Source organism: Streptococcus periodonticum (genome assembly GCF_003963555.1).
Classification (GTDB): domain Bacteria; phylum Bacillota; class Bacilli; order Lactobacillales; family Streptococcaceae; genus Streptococcus; species Streptococcus anginosus.
The window spans coordinates 1,871,532-1,890,135 of record NZ_CP034543.1 but is presented as its reverse complement, the minus strand read 5'-3'; the positions used below and the strand labels follow the sequence as shown (position 1 = coordinate 1,890,135).

The window sequence follows — 18,604 nt, the reverse complement described above, 5'->3', positions numbered from 1 at the left end:
ATAAAGAAAAGAGGAATTGTGGATGTCTAACTGGGACACTAAATTTTTGAAAAAAGGTTTTACTTTTGATGATGTATTACTCATTCCTGCAGAGAGTCATGTTTTGCCAAATGATGCGAATTTACAAACAAAATTGGCTAAAAATTTGACACTCAATATTCCAATTATCACCGCAGCAATGGATACTGTTACAGAAAGTAAAATGGCCATTGCTATTGCTCGTGCTGGAGGTCTTGGTGTTATTCACAAAAATATGTCTATTGAGCAACAAGCAGATGAAGTTCGGAAAGTTAAACGATCAGAAAATGGGGTTATCATTGATCCATTCTTCTTGACTCCGACTCATACGGTATCAGATGCAGAAGAATTGATGGAACGTTATCGTATCAGTGGTGTTCCTGTTGTTGAAACGCTTGAAAATCGCAAATTAGTTGGGATTATTACAAATCGTGATATGCGATTTATTACGGATTATAATCAACCTATCTCAGCGCATATGACGAGTAAAAATCTAGTAACTGCTCCTGTTGGGACAGACCTTAAAACGGCAGAGCGGATACTTCATGAGCATCGTATTGAAAAATTGCCATTGGTTGATGACTACGGTCGTTTATCTGGTCTGATTACAATTAAAGATATTGAAAAAGTAATTGAATTTCCAAATGCAGCTAAAGATGAATATGGTCGTCTTTTGGTTGCTGGTGCAGTAGGAGTTACTTCTGATACATTTGAGCGTGCAGAAGCTTTATTTGAAGCAGGTGCAGATGCTATTGTCATTGATACAGCACATGGACATTCAGCGGGAGTACTTCGGAAGATTGCTGAGATTCGTGAACATTTTCCAGAACGAACGTTGATTGCAGGAAATATTGCTACTGCAGAAGGTGCACGTGCGTTATACGATGCTGGAGTTGATGTTGTGAAAGTCGGAATCGGTCCAGGGTCAATTTGTACCACTCGTGTCATTGCTGGAGTTGGTGTACCTCAAGTGACGGCAATTTATGATGCTGCACAAGTTGCGCGTGAATACGGGAAAACAATTATTGCAGACGGAGGTATTCAGTATTCAGGAGATATTGTGAAGGCACTGGCTGCGGGAGGAAATGCGGTCATGCTCGGTTCAATGTTTGCTGGTACAGATGAGGCGCCAGGTGAAACGGAAATTTTCCAGGGTCGTAAGTTTAAAACTTATCGCGGAATGGGTTCGATTGCAGCTATGAAGAAAGGGTCAAGCGATCGTTATTTCCAAGGTTCTGTTAATGAAGCAAATAAATTGGTACCGGAAGGAATTGAAGGTCGTGTAGCTTATAAAGGTGCAGCAGCAGATATCGTTTTCCAAATGATTGGGGGAGTTCGTTCTGGTATGGGATATTGTGGAGCAGCCAATCTCCAAGAGCTACATGACAAAGCTCAATTTATTGAAATGAGTGGAGCTGGTTTGAAAGAAAGCCACCCTCATGATGTTCAAATTACGAATGAAGCTCCAAACTATTCTGTACAATAAGATCTATTATAAAAGCTCTGCAGTAGATAATGCAGAGCTTTTATAATTAACATACTTTACAAACGTGTAAAGCGTGTTAATATCTAGTTTATACCTTGTCTTCAGTTAAATGTCCTTCATGAATTGAGAAAATTTTAATATTAGAAGGCATGTTTTGTAGATGTTCTAGAGTTGTTGTTGTCATAAATGTTTGGATATTTTGAGAAATAGTTTCAAGTAAATTAAGTTGACGACTATTGTCAAGTTCACTCATAACATCGTCAAGTAGAAGAATTGGTTTTTCTTTAGTAACAGTTTCCATGAGCTCAATTTCTGCCAGTTTGAGAGATAAAACCACGCTTCGATGTTGTCCTTGACTACCAAAATTGGCATTCATGTCATTGATATAAAAAGCAATATCATCTCGATGGGGACCAACTCCAGTATTTTTTTTAAATAAATCTCTACTACGGCTTTGCTTTAATGCAATTTGGAAAGATTCTTTTAACTTATTGGAATCTGAAAGTGGAACAGAAGAGCAGTACTTAATGGTTAAGTTTTCTAAATGACCTGAGAGTTCCAAATGTTTTTGTTGACCAAAGTGCTCTAGTTTCTTGAGAAATTCTATCCGATGCTGCATAACACGACAACCAAACTCCACTAGTTGATCATCTAAAACTGCTAAAAAAGTCTCATCTATTGTTTTTGCTGTTTTTAAATAAGTATTTCTTTGTTTTAAGACATGGTGGTAATGTGATAAATCAGATAAATAGATTGGTTTAATTTGCCCCAACTCTATATCAACAAATTTGCGTCTAAGGGCTGGAGCTCCTTTAATCAATTGTAAATCTTCTGGAGCAAACAAAACAATATTCATATTTCCAATGTAATCTGATAATTTGCTTTGTTTTAGATGATTAACCTTTGTAATTCTTCCTTTTGGTGTCAAGTCAATCTCTAAAGAAATCTTTCCAGTTTGCTTGACAAGTTGTCCAGATACTTTTAAGGTGTCTTTAGAAAAATAAATTAAATCTTTATCTGAACGAGTTCGATGACTCCGTGTCAATGCAAGAAAATAGATAGCTTCTAAAATATTTGTTTTTCCTTGAGCATTTTGACCTAGAAAAATGTTGAGTCCAGGATGAAAGTCTATTTCAGTTAGCTCGTAATTGCGAAAATGTTGAATTTGTAAGTTTTTTAACCACATATTTAAATACCTGGGAAGCGGATAGGAGCTTTTTTATTAGATTTATTGGCTTTTTGATTTGCTGTTGCTGGTTTACTTTTTTTGATACTTTTGTTCATTTCTTTTACAAGAGCGCCGACTCGTCTTTTTTCTAAAAGCTCTTTTTCGTGCTCAATTCTTTCCTCCTCATTTGGTGCAGTCAATAGTATTTCTAATTTTTGATTTGGAAGAGTGATGATATCGCTAATACGAATTTTCTTTTTGCGACGAGTTTCGAGATCTCCATTAAAATAAACTTGATTTTCTTGAAGAAAACTTTTAATAGCACCACCACTTTGAATGATTCCAACTTCTTTTAATAATGCTTGTAAAGTAATATATTCATCAAATAATTTGTATTTCATAATTCACCTCAATCTTTGTCATTATATCATAATTGGGTGAAAAGATAATATTAAAATTATTCAAACGTATCATGAAGAAAACGTTTTAAGATGAAAGAATAATACTTGAATGAGAAATTAAGCACTGTTTCGTGATATAATAGAGGTCAATAAAAAAAAGAAGATGAGGGACGATATGGAGCTGGTTTCTGGAGTAGATCTCCATTTTATAACATCCAAAAAATTTAAAACCAATCGAATAAAAATAAAATTTTCAGCTCCAATGTCTATGGATACGATAGCGGGACGCGTACTGGCTGCAAATATGCTCGAAACAGCTAACGAAATTTATCCCACGTCACAGATCTTTCGTGAGCGATTAGCAAATCTTTATGGTGCGAACTTTTCAACAAGACTATCACGAAGAGGACTCATTCATTATGTAGATTTAGATGTCTCCTTTGTTAGTGATGCATTTTTAAGTCGTAAAAATACATTAACAGGAGAGATACTTAATTTTTTAAAAGATAGCTTGTTAAAACCTTTAGTAGATGGAAGGGCTTTTAATCGAACTGTTTTTGAAGTTGAAAAGAAGAATGTACTTAACGATTTAAAAGCTGAAATTGAGGATCACTTTTATCACGCTCATCAAGAACTGAATAAATTATTTTATACAAAGCAAGACATGCAAATTCCTCATTTTGCCACATTAGATTTGGTTGAAAAAGAAACTCCAAAAAGTAGCTTTGCAGTTTTTCAAGACATGCTTCAAAATGATAAGATTGACATATTTTTTATAGGTGATTTTAATGAGATTGAAGTCTATGAACATTTAAAGATGTTTGGTTTACACCCTCGTCAACCTGAGTTACACTTGCATTATCATCAAGAATTTTCGAATGTTTTAAAAGAGGGATTGAAACAAAATGATGCTCATCAATCCATTATTGAATTAGGATATCATTTTTCAGTTCAATATGGAGATAGGAATCATATCCCTCTTGTTGTATTGAATGGACTTTTAGGTGGTTTTGCTCATTCAAAATTATTTGTTAATATTCGTGAGAAAGAAAGTTTAGCTTACACGATTTCAAGTAGTATTGATATTTTTTCGGGTATGATGCGTATTTATGCTGGAATTGATAGGAAAAATCGAACAAAAACAGTGAGTTTAATTTATCGACAAATTGCAGATTTAAAAAACGGACATTTTACTGATGAGGCGTTAAATCAGACCAAAAAAATGCTACGAAATGCGATGCTCCTTTCTTTAGATAGGCAAAATACGTTGATAGAACAAGCTTATATGGCATCTGTTTTGCAGAAAACATTTATGCCAATTGCTGTTTGGTTAAATGCTTTAGAAGCAGTCAGCCGAGAAGATATCATTGTTGCTGCAACACAACTCAGGCTACAAGCGATTTATTTTATGGAAGGAAAATAATGCAAACTTTAAAAATGGAGAGGAAGGATTATCCAGCAGTTGGAGAAGCAGTCTATCAGACTACTTTACGAAATGGTCTAAAAGTATTTCTTTTACCCAAACGAGATTTTAATGAAACTTATGGGATTATGACAGCAAATTTTGGCTCAATTGATACTTCTTTTATTCCACGTGGTTCTAATCAAGCTGTTCAATACCCTGCAGGAGTTGCACATTTTTTGGAACATAAATTATTTGAGGATGAAAATGGTCAAGATTTTTTACAACAGTTTGTTGAATTAGGCGCTGAGAGCAATGCCTTTACAAGTTTTACTAAGACCAGTTATCTTTTTTCGGCGACGGACAATGTTTTAGAAAATGTGAGATTGTTGCAAAGTTTACTAGAAAATGCTTATTTCACAGAAGAATCCGTTCAACGTGAACAGGGAATTATCCAGCAAGAAATTGATATGTACAAAGACAATCCAGATTATTGCCTGTTTTTTCACACTTTAGCAAATCTTTATCCAGACACTCCATTGGCAGAAGATATCGCAGGAAGCATTGAATCAGTTACAGAAATAACCGTTGAGGATTTGGATGAAAACTTTGAAACCTTTTATCATCCATCTAATATGAGTTTACTGCTGATTGGTAATTTTGACTTAGAAAAGACCATTGCTGTTATTCAGGAACAACATGAATCTTTGAAGGGAATTGATGAAGAAAGTTTGATTAGACGTTTTCCCCTTGCGTTAAATCCTGTTATTTCTACTGGGAGTGTTCGAATGGAAGTGGCAAGTTCTAAACTTGCAATCGGATTACGTGGGAGTCAATCGTTAGCGGGAACCGATTTATTTCGTTATAAGACTGCTTTAAAACTACTATTTGCAATGATGCTTGGTTGGACATCTAAAAGATTTCAAACGCTTTATGAGGCTGGAAAAATAGACAACTCATTATCGTTAGAAGTTGAAGTAGAAAAAGATTTTCACTTTGTGATGTTAACAATGGATACTAGTGAGCCAGTTGATCTGTCTCACCAATTTCGTTCTGCGATTCGTGATTTTGAAAAAGACCCTGATGTAACAGAAGAGCATCTTGATATTATAAAAAGTGAAATGTTTGGTGATTTTTTACATGGACTGAATTCATTAGAATATATTGCCACTCAATACGAAACCTTTTCAGAAGGGGATAATCTATTTGATTTACCAAAAATATTACAGACAATCAGTTTAGTTGATGTGATTGAAATAGGACATCATTTTATTGATTCTTGTGAAATGATTGATTTCACTATTTTTCCAAAATGATTTCATATTTTGGTGAAATTTGGTAAAATAGTGTTTAATAGAAAGAAGGCTAGTGTGTATGAGAAAGAAAACAATCGGTGAAGTCCTGAGGTTAGCTCGTATTAATCAAGGAATGAGCTTGGAAGATTTACAAAAGAAAACAGATATTCAGTTAGAGCTACTGGAAGCTATGGAAGCTGATGATTTTGATCGTCTTCCCAGTCCCTTTTATGCTCGTTCTTTTCTAAGAAAATATGCTTGGGCTGTTGATTTAGATGAGCGAATTATTCTTGATGCTTATGAAGAAGGAAGCATGATTACTTATGATGAAGTGGATGTTGATGAGGAAGAGAATTTTAGAAGTCGAAGAACAAAAAAACAACGAACTTCTTTTTTACCATTATTTTATCTGACGATTCTTGCATTAGCTATTTTATCTTTTGTTAGTTATTATGTTTGGACATACGTTCACCATAACTCATTAACAACCACTCCTTCATCAAGTTATAGTGTTGTAAACAAACAGACAACCACTTCTTCTAGTTCGACTAGTGAGGCAACTTCTAGTGAATCTTCTAGCAGTTCCAAAACAAATTTGATTGTATCAGGAAATGGTAACAACTTGACAGCAACCTTGACAGGTGCAACTGGCCCTGTCAATTTAAAACTATCTGTTAGTGATACAACTAGTTGGGTAAGTGTTACAGGTACAGACTTAGAAGGTGGTGCAACATTAAGTCCTGAGAATCAAAGTGTGTCAACTACAATCTCTCCAGGGACCGCTTCAACAATTACTCTTGGTGTGGTTCAAGGTGTGACCATTACAATTGATAATCAACAGATTGATACGTCAGGCTTGACAAGTTTGACAGGTACAATTACACTTATAATAAATAGTTAAGGAAAAGAAAATGAAAAAAGAAAATATTCCCAATGCTTTAACTCTTTTGCGGATTGCTTTAATTCCAATTTTTATTTTAGTACTATCCTTGGGCCACTCTGTTGGAATACATGTCTTTGCAGCGATTATTTTTGCAGTAGCCAGCATTACAGATTATTTGGATGGATATTTGGCTCGTAAATGGAAGGTTGTAACAAATTTTGGGAAATTTGCTGATCCGATGGCAGATAAGTTATTGGTCATGTCAGCTTTTATTATGTTGATTGAAATGAATATGGCACCTGCTTGGGTTGTTGCAGTTATCATTTGTCGGGAGTTAGCTGTGACAGGTTTGCGGCTATTGTTGGTTGAAACTGGAGGAACAGTTTTAGCAGCAGCGATGCCTGGGAAAATAAAAACATTTACGCAGATGTTTTCCATTATTTTTCTGTTATTGCACTGGACACTGCTAGGACAAGTTTTGCTATATATTGCATTGATTTTTACGATTTATTCAGGTTATGATTACTTCAAAGGAAGTGCTTATCTCTTTAAAGACACATTTAGATAATATGAAAAATATCATTGAAGTTCAGCATTTAAAGTATAAATACGATAATCATGTAGATAGTTATATCCTTAAAGATGTGACGTTTCACGTGAAACAAGGAGAGTGGCTGTCTATTGTGGGGCATAATGGCAGTGGCAAGTCTACGACGATTCGTTTAATAGATGGCTTGTTGGAAGCAGAAAGTGGCGAGATTATCATTGATGGAGATAAATTAACTTTTGAAAATATCTGGGAAAAACGGCGGCATATTGGGATGGTTTTTCAAAATCCAGATAATCAATTTGTAGGGGCGACTGTTGAGGATGATGTTGCCTTTGGTTTGGAAAATCAAGGGATGGATTACCAAACGATGTTTGACAGAGTTCAAGAAGCATTAGACATTGTTGGAATGCAAGATTTTAAAGAACGTGAACCTGCAAGGCTTTCTGGTGGACAAAAGCAGCGCGTGGCTATTGCTGGTGTGGTTGCTTTGCGTCCTGACATCATTATTTTAGATGAAGCAACTAGTATGTTGGATCCGGAAGGGCGTTTAGAGTTGATCCAGACAGTTAAAAAGATTAAAGATCGACATGGAATGACTGTTATCTCTATCACGCATGATTTGGATGAGGTAGCTCTTAGTGACCGAGTTTTGGTGATGAAGGAAGGTCAGGTGGAATCAACCAGCACACCAAGTGAGCTTTTCTCACGAGCGGATTTAGAAGATTTAGGTTTAGATGAACCTTTTACAAATCAAGTAAAAGAAACTTTGCTGAATTCAGGCTTTCAATTGCCAGAGCGCTATTTAACAGAAAAAGAATTGCAGGATTATTTATGGGAATCACTTTAGAAAATGTAAGTTATACTTATCAAGCAGGCACTCCTTTTGAGAGTCCTGCCCTTTTTGAAGTCAATTTAGAAATAAAAGATGGCTCATATACTGCTTTGGTTGGTCATACGGGTAGTGGAAAATCAACTATTTTACAATTGCTGAATGGGCTTCTAGTGCCAACTGAAGGAAGTGTCGTGATTGATGATGTCAAAATTACTTCGACATCTATAAACAAGGATGTTAAACAAGTACGTAAAAAGGTAGGCCTAGTTTTTCAGTTTGCTGAAAGTCAGATTTTTGATGAGACCGTTTTAAAAGATGTTGCTTTTGGTCCACAAAATTTTGGAGTATCAAAGGAAGACGCTGAACGTGTAGCACGTGAAAAGTTAACTCTTGTTGGAATTTCAGAAGAATTATTTGAACGTAGCCCATTTGAACTGTCTGGTGGACAAATGCGTCGAGTAGCCATAGCTGGTATTCTAGCCATGGAACCAAATATTCTTGTATTGGATGAGCCAACAGCGGGTTTAGATCCTGCTGGACGAAAAGAATTGATGAGTTTATTTAAACGATTACATGAAACAGGAATGACCATTGTTTTGGTAACGCATTTGATGGATGATGTCGCTAATTTTGCAGATACGGTCTATGTGATGGAAAAAGGAAGGTTAGTCAAAAGCGGAGAGCCTCGGCAAGTTTTTCAAGCTGTAGCATTTATGGAAAGTATTCAACTAGGAGTTCCCAAAATTACAAAATTTGCACAAGAATTAAAAAATAGAGGGCTAACTCTTCCGTATTTACCTATCACCATAAAAGAATTTAAGGAGTTACTACATGGATAGTATGATTTTAGGGCGATATGTTTCTGGAAATTCAATCATTCATCGACTAGATCCTCGCAGCAAACTTTTGTCAATGTTTCTCTTTATTTTAATTATCTTTTTGGCAAATAATATTGTAACCAATGGACTATTATTCGTCTTTACAATGTTATTAGTTGGACTTTCCAAAATTCCTTTAGGTTTTTTCCTTAAAGGATTAAGATCTATGGTCTTTTTGATTGCTTTTACCACTTTATTCCAACTATTTTTTACATCTGGTGGCACGACTTTATTTCAATTTGGCTTTATTAGAATTACTGAAGTAGGTCTGGCTCAGGCGGGTATCATTTTTAGTCGTTTTCTTTTGATTATTATTTTTTCTACCCTATTAACTTTAACAACAATGCCACTTAGTTTGGCAGACGCAGTTGAATCATTATTGCAGCCTTTAGCAGCATTAAAAGTGCCCGTTCATGAAATAGGGTTGATGTTATCAATGAGTTTACGTTTCGTTCCTACTTTGATGGATGATACGACACGGATTATGAATGCTCAAAGGGCGCGTGGGGTTGATTTTGGTGAAGGAAATATTGTTCAAAAAGTAAAATCAATTATCCCTATTTTAATTCCGTTATTTGCTTCTAGCTTTAAACGTGCAGATGCTTTGGCGACTGCTATGGAAGCGAGAGGCTATCAAGGTGGTGTAGGAAGAAGTCGTTATCGTCAATTGAGATGGAAAAAAGCAGATACTTTTTCTATTTTTATTATGTTTGCCTTAGGTTTGATGTTATCTTTTTTAAAAAGTTAAAAAACTTATATTATTGTTAGCTAAAAAACGTCTTGAAGGGCGTTTTTTGCGTATAAAATCAATATTTCTGTAATCTTTGTAATACAATTATAAGATTATAGTAATATTTTATGTGTAATATAGTATTATACGAAAAAAGGAGAAATTGATATATACATGAATACAAAATCAATGAAATGGACTTTATCAGGACTTTTTACGGCAGTTGCTTTTTTTGCAACAGGAGCTATTGCAAGTGCTGAATCTTATACTGTTAAATCAGGTGATACTTTATCAGAAATCGCTAAAGAAAAAAATACATCAGTTGAAAAAATTGTTGAGCTCAATAGAATTGAAAATCCTGACTTGATTAAAGTTGGGCAAATTTTAGAACTTGATGAAGAGAAAAATTCAGAAGTTTCAACAGAAACTACAACAGAAGAAGCTGTAACTTATGAAGATGTGACATATAACGCACCTGCTGCTTCTACTACTTATTCGCAACCAGCTACAGCAAGCACTTCTTCAAATGTTGTTCTTCCTAATGGAAATACTGCTGGTGCTACAGGATCTTATGCAGCTGCTCGTATGGCAGAATTGACAGGTGTCCCAGCATCAACTTGGGAACATATCATTGCTCGTGAGTCAAACGGACAAGTAAATGCTTATAACCCATCAGGAGCTAGTGGTCTTTTCCAAACTATGCCAGGTTGGGGTTCAACAGCAACAGTAGATGATCAGATTCAAGCAGCTTACCGTGCTTATAATGCTCAAGGTCTTTCAGCTTGGAACTATTAAGCAAAATTTTATGATAAATGAGTAAACAAAAAGACGAACCATTGAGTAAAAATGAACTGCACCCCAAAAGTTAGACAAGAAAACTCTAACTTTTGGGATGTTATTTTTATGAAATTAAGTTATGAAGACAAGGTTCAAATCTATTACTTGCGAAAAAGCGGCGCAACTCTCAAGTCATTATCAAAACAGTTTAACCTCAATCAGTCAGGGATCGAATATCTGATTCGACTAATTGATAGGCATGGAGTAGACATTGTCAAGAGAGGTAAGAAGACTTATTATTCTCCTGAACTAAAGCAAAAAATCCTTCATCAAGTTCTTCTTGAAGGGCGTTCTCAATTGTCAGTCTCTCTCGATTTTGCCCTTCCTAACAGGGGGACTCTCCCAAATTGGCTGGCACAATATAAGAAAAACGGCTATACTATTGTTGAGAAACAAAGAGGGAGACCACCAAAGATGGGACGTAAGAAAAAGAAAACTTGGGAAGAAATGACGGAACTAGAGCGACTTCAAGAAGAGAACGAGCGTCTTAGAACGGAGAATGCCTATCTAAAAAAGTTGAGGGAGTTACGCTTAAGGGACGAAGCCTTACAGCGCGAAAAGCAGAGACAATTAGAGAGATGGTCAAGGAAGGATTCCGATTAAGTTTCCTACTAGCTACCGCTAAACTCTCTCGTGCAACTTACTATTACCAGCTAAAACAGCTAGATAAACCAGACAAGGATCAAGAGTTAAAAGCTGAAATTCAATTGATTTATGATGAGCACAAGGGAAACTATGGTTATCGTCGAATTCATCTTGAACTGAAAAATCGTGGTTTTCATATCAATCACAAGAAAGTTCAGCGATTGATGCAAGTGATGGGGCTACAAGCTCGAATTCGCCGTCAACGGAAATATTCTTCTTACAAGGGGGAGATTGGTAAGAAAGCAGAGAATCTCATTCAGCGTCAGTTTGAAGGCTCTAGGCCTTACGAAAAGTGCTATACAGATGTAACCGAATTTGCCTTACCAAACGTCAATGGAAAGCTCTACCTGTCTCCTATTTTAGATGGGTATAATAGTGAAATCATTGCCTTTACCTTGTCACGTTCACCTGACTTGAACCAGGTCAGAACAATGTTAGCCAAGGCTTTTCCTGCTGGAACCTACAAGGGAACCATTCTCCACAGTGACCAAGGCTGGCAGTATCAGCACCAGTCTTATCATCAATTCTTAGAAGCGAAAGGAATTGTCCCATCTATGTCTCGCAAGGGCAATAGTCCAGACAATGGGATGATGGAGTCCTTCTTTGGCATCCTCAAATCGGAGATGTTCTACGGTTATGAGAAGAGTTATCAATCGCTTGATGAGCTGGAGAAAGCTATTGCAACTTATATTGTTTATTACAACAATAAACGGATTAAAACAAAACTAAAAGGACTTAGTCCTGTGCAGTACAGAACTAAATCCTTTCACTAATATTTTTTGTCTAACTTTTTGGGGGCAGTACAAAAATGGTTCGTCTTTTTCTATGGGTGATTGGCTTAGCAAACATAGTTGTTTGTTTTAGAATCTTTGATTGTATATGTAAATATGGTTTACAATTCATGTAAAGTATTATTTACCAAAGCTGTTAAAATTTTCTGAGGCGAATCTGAGATAAAATCTGCCCCATTGTCAGTTAATTCTTTCTTGTTTCCAAATCCCCACAGAACTCCTAAAGTAGCAATTCCGACTGATTTTCCACCAATTATATCAAATTTTGTATCCCCAACAATGATAGATTGTTCAAGATTAGCATGAGAATTATTTAAAGCACGAGTTATAACATCTGCTTTATGATAAGAATTTGGAAGAGAGCCGAAGATACCATTGAAATGTTTATCAATTTCTAGGTATTGTGCCATTTTATGGGCCATTGGTTCATTTTTACTAGTGGTAATATAGACATGGTAATCCGAATGTTCTAATTCTAACAACAGTTCTTTTATACCCTTGTAAAGTTGAGCTTCAAAAACACCGTTATTTTTATAGTATTCTCTAAAGAAAGCAATAGCTTGATTGACATTGGTCTCTGGCACTACAGAAGCGAAACTAACTTCTAAAGGTGGTCCAATGAAAGTATCCAGCTCTTTGCTATCAGGGGCTTTGATATTTAGTGAAGTGAATGCGTATTGGAAAGCATTCTTGATTCCTACAGAACTGTCAACAAGTGTTCCATCTAAGTCGAAAAAAATATATTTAAAATTTTGCATAGTCTAAATTCATGTTTACAGGGCTGTAAACTTTTTCCTTTTGCGTAGAAAGTTATTCTCCAAAAATTTCTTTGGATAATCTACGACCAGTAGGTGTAGCTGCCAATCCACCTTCAGCAGTCTCACGAAAGGCAGTCGGCATACTTGCTCCAACTTGATACATAGCGTCAACTACTTCGTCAACGGGAATTTTTGATTCAATACCTGCTAAAGCTATATCAGCGGCAATGAAAGCGTAGCTAGCTCCCATAGCATTTCGTTTGACACAGGGAACTTCTACTAGACCTGCAACGGGGTCACAGATTAATCCAAGCATATTCTTAATCACAAAACAAATTGCTTGGCTGGCTTGAAATGGGGTACCACCTGCTGCTAAAACAAGAGCTGCTGCACTCATGGCTGACGCTGATCCAACTTCTGCTTGACAGCCACCTTCAGCTCCTGAAATAGAAGCATTATTAGCGATGACTAGACCGAAAGCTCCAGCTGTTAATAAAAAGTCTAGTTGTTGTTTTTCAGTAAGATTTAATTTTTCGATAGCAGATGTAAGGACAGCGGGTAAACAACCAGCACTTCCTGCTGTTGGTGTTGCACAGACCAACCCCATTTTAGCATTGTATTCATTGACAGCAATAGCATTTTTTGCTGCCGTTAAGACAGTATAGTCCGAAAGAGCTTTTCCTGATTGAATATATTTGTGGAGTTTGGCTGCATCGCCACCTGTTAAACCACTCCGAGATTTACTTTCATCTAATCCCATAACGACAGAAGCTTTCATAACTTCTAGATTTCTAGTCATCAAGCGTAAGACTTCATCTCGTTCACGACCTGTCAGTTCGTATTCAGTAGCAATCATCAGTTCGGCAACACTACCCTGAAAGTCTAAATCTGCTTGCTCCACTAATTCTTTGATTGAATAAAACATAAACTCTCCTATTTAAAGAAATTGACATTATGAAGTTTAGGAATTTTCCTGATTTCCTCAATAGCTCCTTCACAGCTGCGACTGTCAATTTCAATGATCATAATAGCTTTTTCACCTGCTTTTTCTCTTGTGACATTCATCTGTGCGATATTGATGTTATAACGAGAAAGTGCTTCAGTAACATGAGCAATCATTCCAGGAACATCCTGATGGACGATAATAATTGTCGGGGTATTCATGCTGAGCGAAACAGAAAAACCATTTAATTCAGTCACTTGAATATTTCCACCACCAATGGAAATACCAGTAACACTAATCGCTTTTTGCTCATTTTTAATGGTGATTTTAGCTGTATTTGGGTGTGGAGCATTGCTATCTTTTTGAATCGTCCAGACAATTTTAATCCCTCTTTTATGGGCAATTTCTAGGCTATTGGGAATATCAGGGTTATCTGTATCCATTCCGAGAATCCCAGCTACAAGAGCCAAGTCCGTACCATGTCCACGATAAGTTTTCGCAAAAGAATTAAATAGTTGGAATTCAACTTCTGTTGGCTCGTCATCAAAAATTGATGAAACAATTTTTCCAATACGAACAGCACCTGCTGTATGACTACTAGATGGACCAATCATAACAGGACCAATAATATCAAAAACAGATTGAAATTTTAGTGAGTTCATCGTAACTCCTTATAAATTCATTATCTTCATTATATCAAAGTTCAGTATATTTTTCTGCCTTTTTAGCTAATAAAATGAATGTGACGTAAATTCTAAACTTCCTTTGAGGTCACTTTTCTTATAGTAACCTTAAAGCAAATAAATATAGGGTGGATTTTAGTCTCTCTTCAATTTGTTTGTAATATTTTTAATGAAAGGAAAAAACAATAGTAATAATTAAGGTATATGATAGTTCTATCACAGAAAAGGAGAATCTAAATGATTTTGAATTTAAAGAATACAAACAAAAAAACTAAAGTAGGTTTAATAAGCTTAGCAGCAACAGCGCTGTTCTTTCTTCCTACACTTGCAAACGCAGATAGTTATACAGTAAAATCTGGAGATACTCTTTCAGCTATTGCTGCATCACATAATACAACAGTTGATAAAATTGCTCAGAAAAATAAGATTAGCAATATTCATCTGATTAGTGTTGGGCAAGTATTGGAGTTAGATGACACAGCTACAAGCCCTACAACTGCGGAGTCAAGTAATTCTGCAACTACCACATCTGGTCTGAGTAATGAAGATGCAGCTGCAAAAGAATGGATTGCGCAAAAAGAATCAAGTGGCAGTTATACAGCCCAAAATGGACAATATTATGGTCGTTACCAATTGAGTTTATCATATTTAAATGGTGACTTGTCAGCAGAGAATCAAGAAAAAGTAGCAGACGCTTATGTAGCGGGTCGTTATGGTTCTTGGTCAGCTGCTAAGACTTTCTGGTTAGCAAATGGCTGGTATTGATGAATACAAAAGATGATTGAGGTTGGGACAAAATGTCTCAATCTTTTTATGATAGCAAGGCTTTAATATAGTAGTTTACGGCTAAAAGCACCATTTTCAGATTATAGATAGAGGCTGCAAAGTTGCTCACTAGATTCGCCCTTTTGTTAGAATTTCTATTGATTCATTCACTGATTTAATAGTTTATCCACTGAATTTTTGGTTTACAGTAGTGTAAAGTTAGTGCTATCTGGTTATTGAAATTTGTCCTTAAGGTTATTTCGTGTTATAATAAACCTTGCTCTAAGCGACCTTCAATCGTTGAAAGCAAAACACGACCTTCAATCGTGAAATAACGAAAAGATGGGAGAACACGATGAGTGATCATTCTAAAACACGTGTCGTTGTCGGAATGAGTGGCGGTGTGGATTCGTCAGTTACGGCTCTTTTGTTAAAGGAGCAGGGCTATGACGTGATCGGCATTTTCATGAAAAATTGGGACGACACAGACGAAAATGGGGTCTGTACAGCTACAGAGGACTATAAAGACGTAGCAGCTGTGGCCGATCAGATTGGAATTCCTTACTACTCTGTCAACTTTGAAAAAGAGTATTGGGATCGCGTTTTTGAATATTTCTTAGCTGAATATCGAGCTGGTAGAACCCCGAATCCAGATGTCATGTGCAACAAAGAAATTAAGTTTAAAGCTTTTTTGGACTATGCTATGACATTGGGAGCGGACTATGTGGCAACAGGTCACTATGCGCGTGTAAAGCGCGATGAAGACGGAATTGTTCATATGCTGCGAGGAGTGGATAATGGCAAAGATCAGACTTATTTCCTTAGTCAGTTATCACAAGAGCAGCTGCAAAAAACGATGTTTCCGTTGGGATATTTAGAAAAGTCTGAAGTTCGAGCTATTGCAGAGAAAGCAGGATTGGCTACTGCTAAGAAAAAAGATTCAACCGGCATCTGCTTTATTGGTGAGAAAAACTTTAAAGAATTTCTGGGAAATTATTTACCAGCTCAACCTGGTCACATGATGACAGTTGATGGTCGAGATATGGGTGAGCATGCTGGTTTGATGTATTATACAATTGGTCAGCGTGGTGGCCTTGGCATTGGTGGTCAGCATGGAGGAGATAATGAACCTTGGTTTGTAGTGGGTAAGGATCTTAGTCAAAATATTCTTTATGTTGGTCAAGGTTTTTATCATGACAACTTGATGTCAACGAGTCTTGACGCTAGCCAATTACATTTTACAAGAGAAATGCCAGCTGAGTTTACTATGGAATGTACAGCTAAGTTTCGTTATCGTCAGCCAGATTCTAAGGTTACAGTAACTGTAAAGGGTGACAAGGCAATTGTCAACTTTGCAGAACCTCAACGTGCTATTACACCTGGACAAGCCGTTGTATTTTATGATGAAGAAGAGTGTCTTGGTGGTGGCTTGATTGACAATGCCTATAAAGATGGTAAGCTTCAACAGTATATTTAGATTGACATTTTTTAGCAATCTGCTAAAATGGATATAGCAATAACTATGATGGTCAAAGCTCATGGATGTTGCAGGCTTTTTGTCCTGCACTTCTAGAGGTTTGACTTTTTTGGTGAAAAAATAAGGAAAGAAAAGATGACACACAATTTTACTGAAAGTTATGATATTGTCGTAATTGGTGCTGGGCATGCAGGTGTTGAGGCTTCGTTAGCAGCCAGTCGAATGGGCTGTAAAGTCCTACTTGCGACAATCAATATTGAAATGCTAGCTTTTATGCCTTGTAATCCTTCTATTGGAGGATCTGCCAAGGGAATCGTTGTACGTGAAGTGGATGCTCTAGGTGGAGAGATGGCTAAGAATATAGATAAAACTTATATTCAAATGAAGATGCTCAATACTGGGAAAGGTCCAGCAGTTCGTGCTCTTCGTGCGCAAGCAGATAAGGAACTTTATTCTAAAGAAATGCGCAAGACGGTTCAACATCAAGAGAATCTCACTTTGCGTCAAACTATTATAGATGAGATTCTAGTTGAGAACGGGAAAGTCGTTGGTGTGAAAACAGCCACGCACCAAGAGTTTGCTGCAAAGGCAGTTGTCGTAACAACCGGTACAGCTCTGCGTGGAGAAATTATTATTGGAGATTTGAAGTATTCTTCTGGTCCTAATCATAGTTTAGCTGCAATTAACTTAGCAGACAATTTACGTGACTTAGGGTTTGAAATTGGGCGTTTTAAAACAGGGACTCCTCCGCGTGTGAAAGCCTCTTCTATTAATTATGAAGAGACGGATATTCAGCCTGGAGACGAAAAAGCGAACCACTTTTCCTATACTTCTCATGATGAGGATTATCTTAAAGATCAGATTCCTTGCTGGCTAACTTATACTAATGGAAGAAGTCATGAAATTATTCAAAACAACCTTTACCGTGCACCAATGTTTTCAGGAATGGTGAAAGGTGTAGGACCACGTTACTGCCCGTCAATTGAAGACAAAATTGTTCGTTTTGCAGATAAAGAGCGCCACCAACTTTTCTTGGAGCCAGAAGGTCGAGATACGGAAGAAGTTTATATTCAGGGGTTGTCAACGAGTTTGCCAGAAGATGTTCAAAAAGACTTAGTGCATTCTATTAAGGGACTTGAAAATGCTGAATTGATGCGAACTGGCTATGCGATTGAATATGATATGATTATGCCACATCAGCTTCGCGCTACTCTAGAAACTAAGAAAATCTCAGGTTTGTTTACAGCTGGGCAAACGAATGGGACATCTGGTTATGAAGAAGCAGCGGGACAGGGCATTATCGCAGGAATCAATGCAGCTCTGAAAGTTCAAGGAAAGCCAGAACTGATTTTGAAACGCAGTGATGGTTACATTGGGGTCATGATTGATGACTTGGTCACCAAGGGAACGGTGGAGCCGTATCGTCTTTTGACAAGCCGTGCTGAATATCGTCTCATTTTACGACACGACAATGCGGATATGCGATTGACTGAAATTGGACGCAGGGTAGGATTGGTTGATGATGAGCGCTGGCTGCGTTTTGAAATTAAGAAGAATCAATATGAAACTGAAATGAAGCGCTTGAGCACTATTAAATTAAAGCCAATTAAAGAAACGAATGAAATAGTTGAAAAATTAGGCTTTAAACCATTGACAGACGCAGTTACAGCGAAAGAATTTTTGCGTCGGCCAGAAGTTTCATATCAAGATGTTGTCAAGTTTGTCGGTTCAGCAGCTGAAGATTTAGATGAAAAGATAATCGAATTGATTGAGACTGAAGTCAAATATGAAGGCTATATTTCTAAGGCGTTGGATCAGGTTGAGAAGATGAAACGAATGGAAGAAAAACGGATACCAGCAAACATTGACTGGGATGATATTGATTCAATTGCGACAGAAGCTCGTCAGAAATTCAAGAAAATAAACCCAGAAACAATTGGTCAAGCTAGTCGGATTTCAGGTGTCAATCCAGCGGATATTTCGATTTTGATGGTTTATTTGGAAGGTAAATCACGAAGTATCTCAAAAAATCAAGAAAAAGCAAAAAAATAAATGATGAAGA

Annotated in this window: 18 protein-coding genes; 13 read left to right on the top strand and 5 right to left on the bottom strand. The window is 36.7% G+C overall.

All coding sequences use genetic code 11. The annotated features are described in order from the left end of the window. Positions 1-22 precede the first annotated feature (22 nt). Positions 23-1,504 carry an IMP dehydrogenase gene (gene guaB / locus EHW89_RS09280; protein WP_126467999.1) on the top strand — a complete coding sequence of 494 codons (1,482 nt, stop codon included), beginning with the start codon at positions 23-25 and terminating at the stop codon, positions 1,502-1,504. An 88-nt stretch (positions 1,505-1,592) separates the two neighbouring features. Here the strand turns inward: guaB and recF are convergent, their stop codons facing one another. Both recF and yaaA read right to left on the bottom strand, forming a co-directional pair. Continuing rightward, positions 1,593-2,690, bottom strand: coding sequence for a DNA replication/repair protein RecF (gene recF, locus EHW89_RS09275; protein ID WP_126467997.1), 1,098 nt, complete (start codon positions 2,688-2,690; stop codon positions 1,593-1,595). Between the two features lie 2 nt (positions 2,691-2,692). Then, a complete protein-coding gene (gene yaaA / locus EHW89_RS09270) occupies positions 2,693-3,073 on the bottom strand; it encodes a S4 domain-containing protein YaaA (RefSeq protein WP_126467995.1) in 381 nt (126 codons plus the stop codon). Between the two features lie 175 nt (positions 3,074-3,248). On the opposite strand from yaaA, the gene yfmF reads away from it, so the two are divergent. The 9 genes from yfmF to EHW89_RS09225 all read left to right on the top strand — a co-directional run bounded on the left by yfmF (position 3,249) and on the right by EHW89_RS09225 (position 11,898). Beyond that, the gene (gene yfmF, locus EHW89_RS09265) at positions 3,249-4,496 is read left to right on the top strand and encodes an EF-P 5-aminopentanol modification-associated protein YfmF (protein ID WP_126467993.1); all 1,248 of its coding nucleotides are present in this window, start codon (positions 3,249-3,251) and stop codon (positions 4,494-4,496) included. Further along, a complete protein-coding gene (gene yfmH, locus EHW89_RS09260) occupies positions 4,496-5,791 on the top strand; it encodes an EF-P 5-aminopentanol modification-associated protein YfmH (protein ID WP_126467991.1) in 1,296 nt (431 codons plus the stop codon). Before yfmF ends, yfmH begins: the two co-directional genes overlap by 1 nt. A gap of 58 nt (positions 5,792-5,849) precedes the next feature. Further along, positions 5,850-6,671 carry a cytoskeleton protein RodZ gene (rodZ, locus tag EHW89_RS09255; protein WP_022526733.1) on the top strand — a complete coding sequence of 274 codons (822 nt, stop codon included), beginning with the start codon at positions 5,850-5,852 and terminating at the stop codon, positions 6,669-6,671. 10 nt (positions 6,672-6,681) lie between these two features. After that, a complete protein-coding gene (gene pgsA / locus EHW89_RS09250) occupies positions 6,682-7,221 on the top strand; it encodes a CDP-diacylglycerol--glycerol-3-phosphate 3-phosphatidyltransferase (RefSeq protein ID WP_003026786.1) in 540 nt (179 codons plus the stop codon). A gap of 1 nt (position 7,222) precedes the next feature. Further along, positions 7,223-8,050 carry an energy-coupling factor ABC transporter ATP-binding protein gene (locus EHW89_RS09245; RefSeq protein ID WP_162614547.1) on the top strand — a complete coding sequence of 276 codons (828 nt, stop codon included), beginning with the start codon at positions 7,223-7,225 and terminating at the stop codon, positions 8,048-8,050. Continuing rightward, positions 8,035-8,874 carry an energy-coupling factor transporter ATPase gene (locus EHW89_RS09240; RefSeq protein ID WP_126467987.1) on the top strand — a complete coding sequence of 280 codons (840 nt, stop codon included), beginning with the start codon at positions 8,035-8,037 and terminating at the stop codon, positions 8,872-8,874. The genes EHW89_RS09245 and EHW89_RS09240 overlap by 16 nt, the downstream gene beginning before the upstream one ends. Further along, complete coding sequence (locus tag EHW89_RS09235; RefSeq protein ID WP_126467985.1) at positions 8,867-9,661, top strand: energy-coupling factor transporter transmembrane component T family protein; 795 nt, start codon at positions 8,867-8,869, stop codon at positions 9,659-9,661. The genes EHW89_RS09240 and EHW89_RS09235 overlap by 8 nt, the downstream gene beginning before the upstream one ends. Before the next feature lie 156 nt (positions 9,662-9,817). Continuing rightward, positions 9,818-10,438 carry a LysM peptidoglycan-binding domain-containing protein gene (locus tag EHW89_RS09230; protein ID WP_003031567.1) on the top strand — a complete coding sequence of 207 codons (621 nt, stop codon included), beginning with the start codon at positions 9,818-9,820 and terminating at the stop codon, positions 10,436-10,438. 108 nt (positions 10,439-10,546) lie between these two features. Further along, positions 10,547-11,898 (top strand): IS3 family transposase gene (locus EHW89_RS09225; protein WP_126466448.1). Its coding sequence is split into 2 segments (ribosomal slippage): positions 10,547-11,009 and positions 11,009-11,898, totalling 1,353 coding nucleotides; the frame shifts between segments, so codons are not numbered across the junction. A gap of 119 nt (positions 11,899-12,017) precedes the next feature. Here the strand turns inward: EHW89_RS09225 and EHW89_RS09220 are convergent. From EHW89_RS09220 to sdaAB, 3 genes are read right to left on the bottom strand one after another with little or no spacing between them, the layout of a single operon-like run. Continuing rightward, complete coding sequence (locus EHW89_RS09220) at positions 12,018-12,674, bottom strand: HAD hydrolase-like protein (RefSeq protein WP_003037147.1); 657 nt, start codon at positions 12,672-12,674, stop codon at positions 12,018-12,020. 52 nt (positions 12,675-12,726) lie between these two features. After that, entirely contained in the window at positions 12,727-13,599 is an 873-nt protein-coding gene (gene sdaAA / locus EHW89_RS09215) for an L-serine ammonia-lyase, iron-sulfur-dependent, subunit alpha (RefSeq protein WP_003031553.1), read from the bottom strand. Positions 13,600-13,607: 8 nt separating this feature from the next. After that, complete coding sequence (sdaAB, locus tag EHW89_RS09210; protein ID WP_022526738.1) at positions 13,608-14,279, bottom strand: L-serine ammonia-lyase, iron-sulfur-dependent subunit beta; 672 nt, start codon at positions 14,277-14,279, stop codon at positions 13,608-13,610. 258 nt (positions 14,280-14,537) lie between these two features. Here sdaAB and apf point away from each other — a divergent pair, with 258 nt between their 5' ends. The 3 genes from apf to mnmG all read left to right on the top strand — a co-directional run bounded on the left by apf (position 14,538) and on the right by mnmG (position 18,594). Then, positions 14,538-15,065 (top strand): aggregation-promoting factor, encoded by a 528-nt coding sequence (gene apf / locus EHW89_RS09205; protein WP_126467983.1) that lies wholly within the window; start codon positions 14,538-14,540, stop codon positions 15,063-15,065. 331 nt (positions 15,066-15,396) lie between these two features. Continuing rightward, on the top strand, positions 15,397-16,542 hold the full coding sequence (gene mnmA / locus EHW89_RS09200; RefSeq protein WP_264371269.1) for a tRNA 2-thiouridine(34) synthase MnmA: 1,146 nt from the start codon (positions 15,397-15,399) through the stop codon (positions 16,540-16,542). Positions 16,543-16,677: 135 nt separating this feature from the next. Continuing rightward, complete coding sequence (gene mnmG, locus EHW89_RS09195; protein ID WP_126467979.1) at positions 16,678-18,594, top strand: tRNA uridine-5-carboxymethylaminomethyl(34) synthesis enzyme MnmG; 1,917 nt, start codon at positions 16,678-16,680, stop codon at positions 18,592-18,594. Positions 18,595-18,604 lie beyond the last annotated feature (10 nt).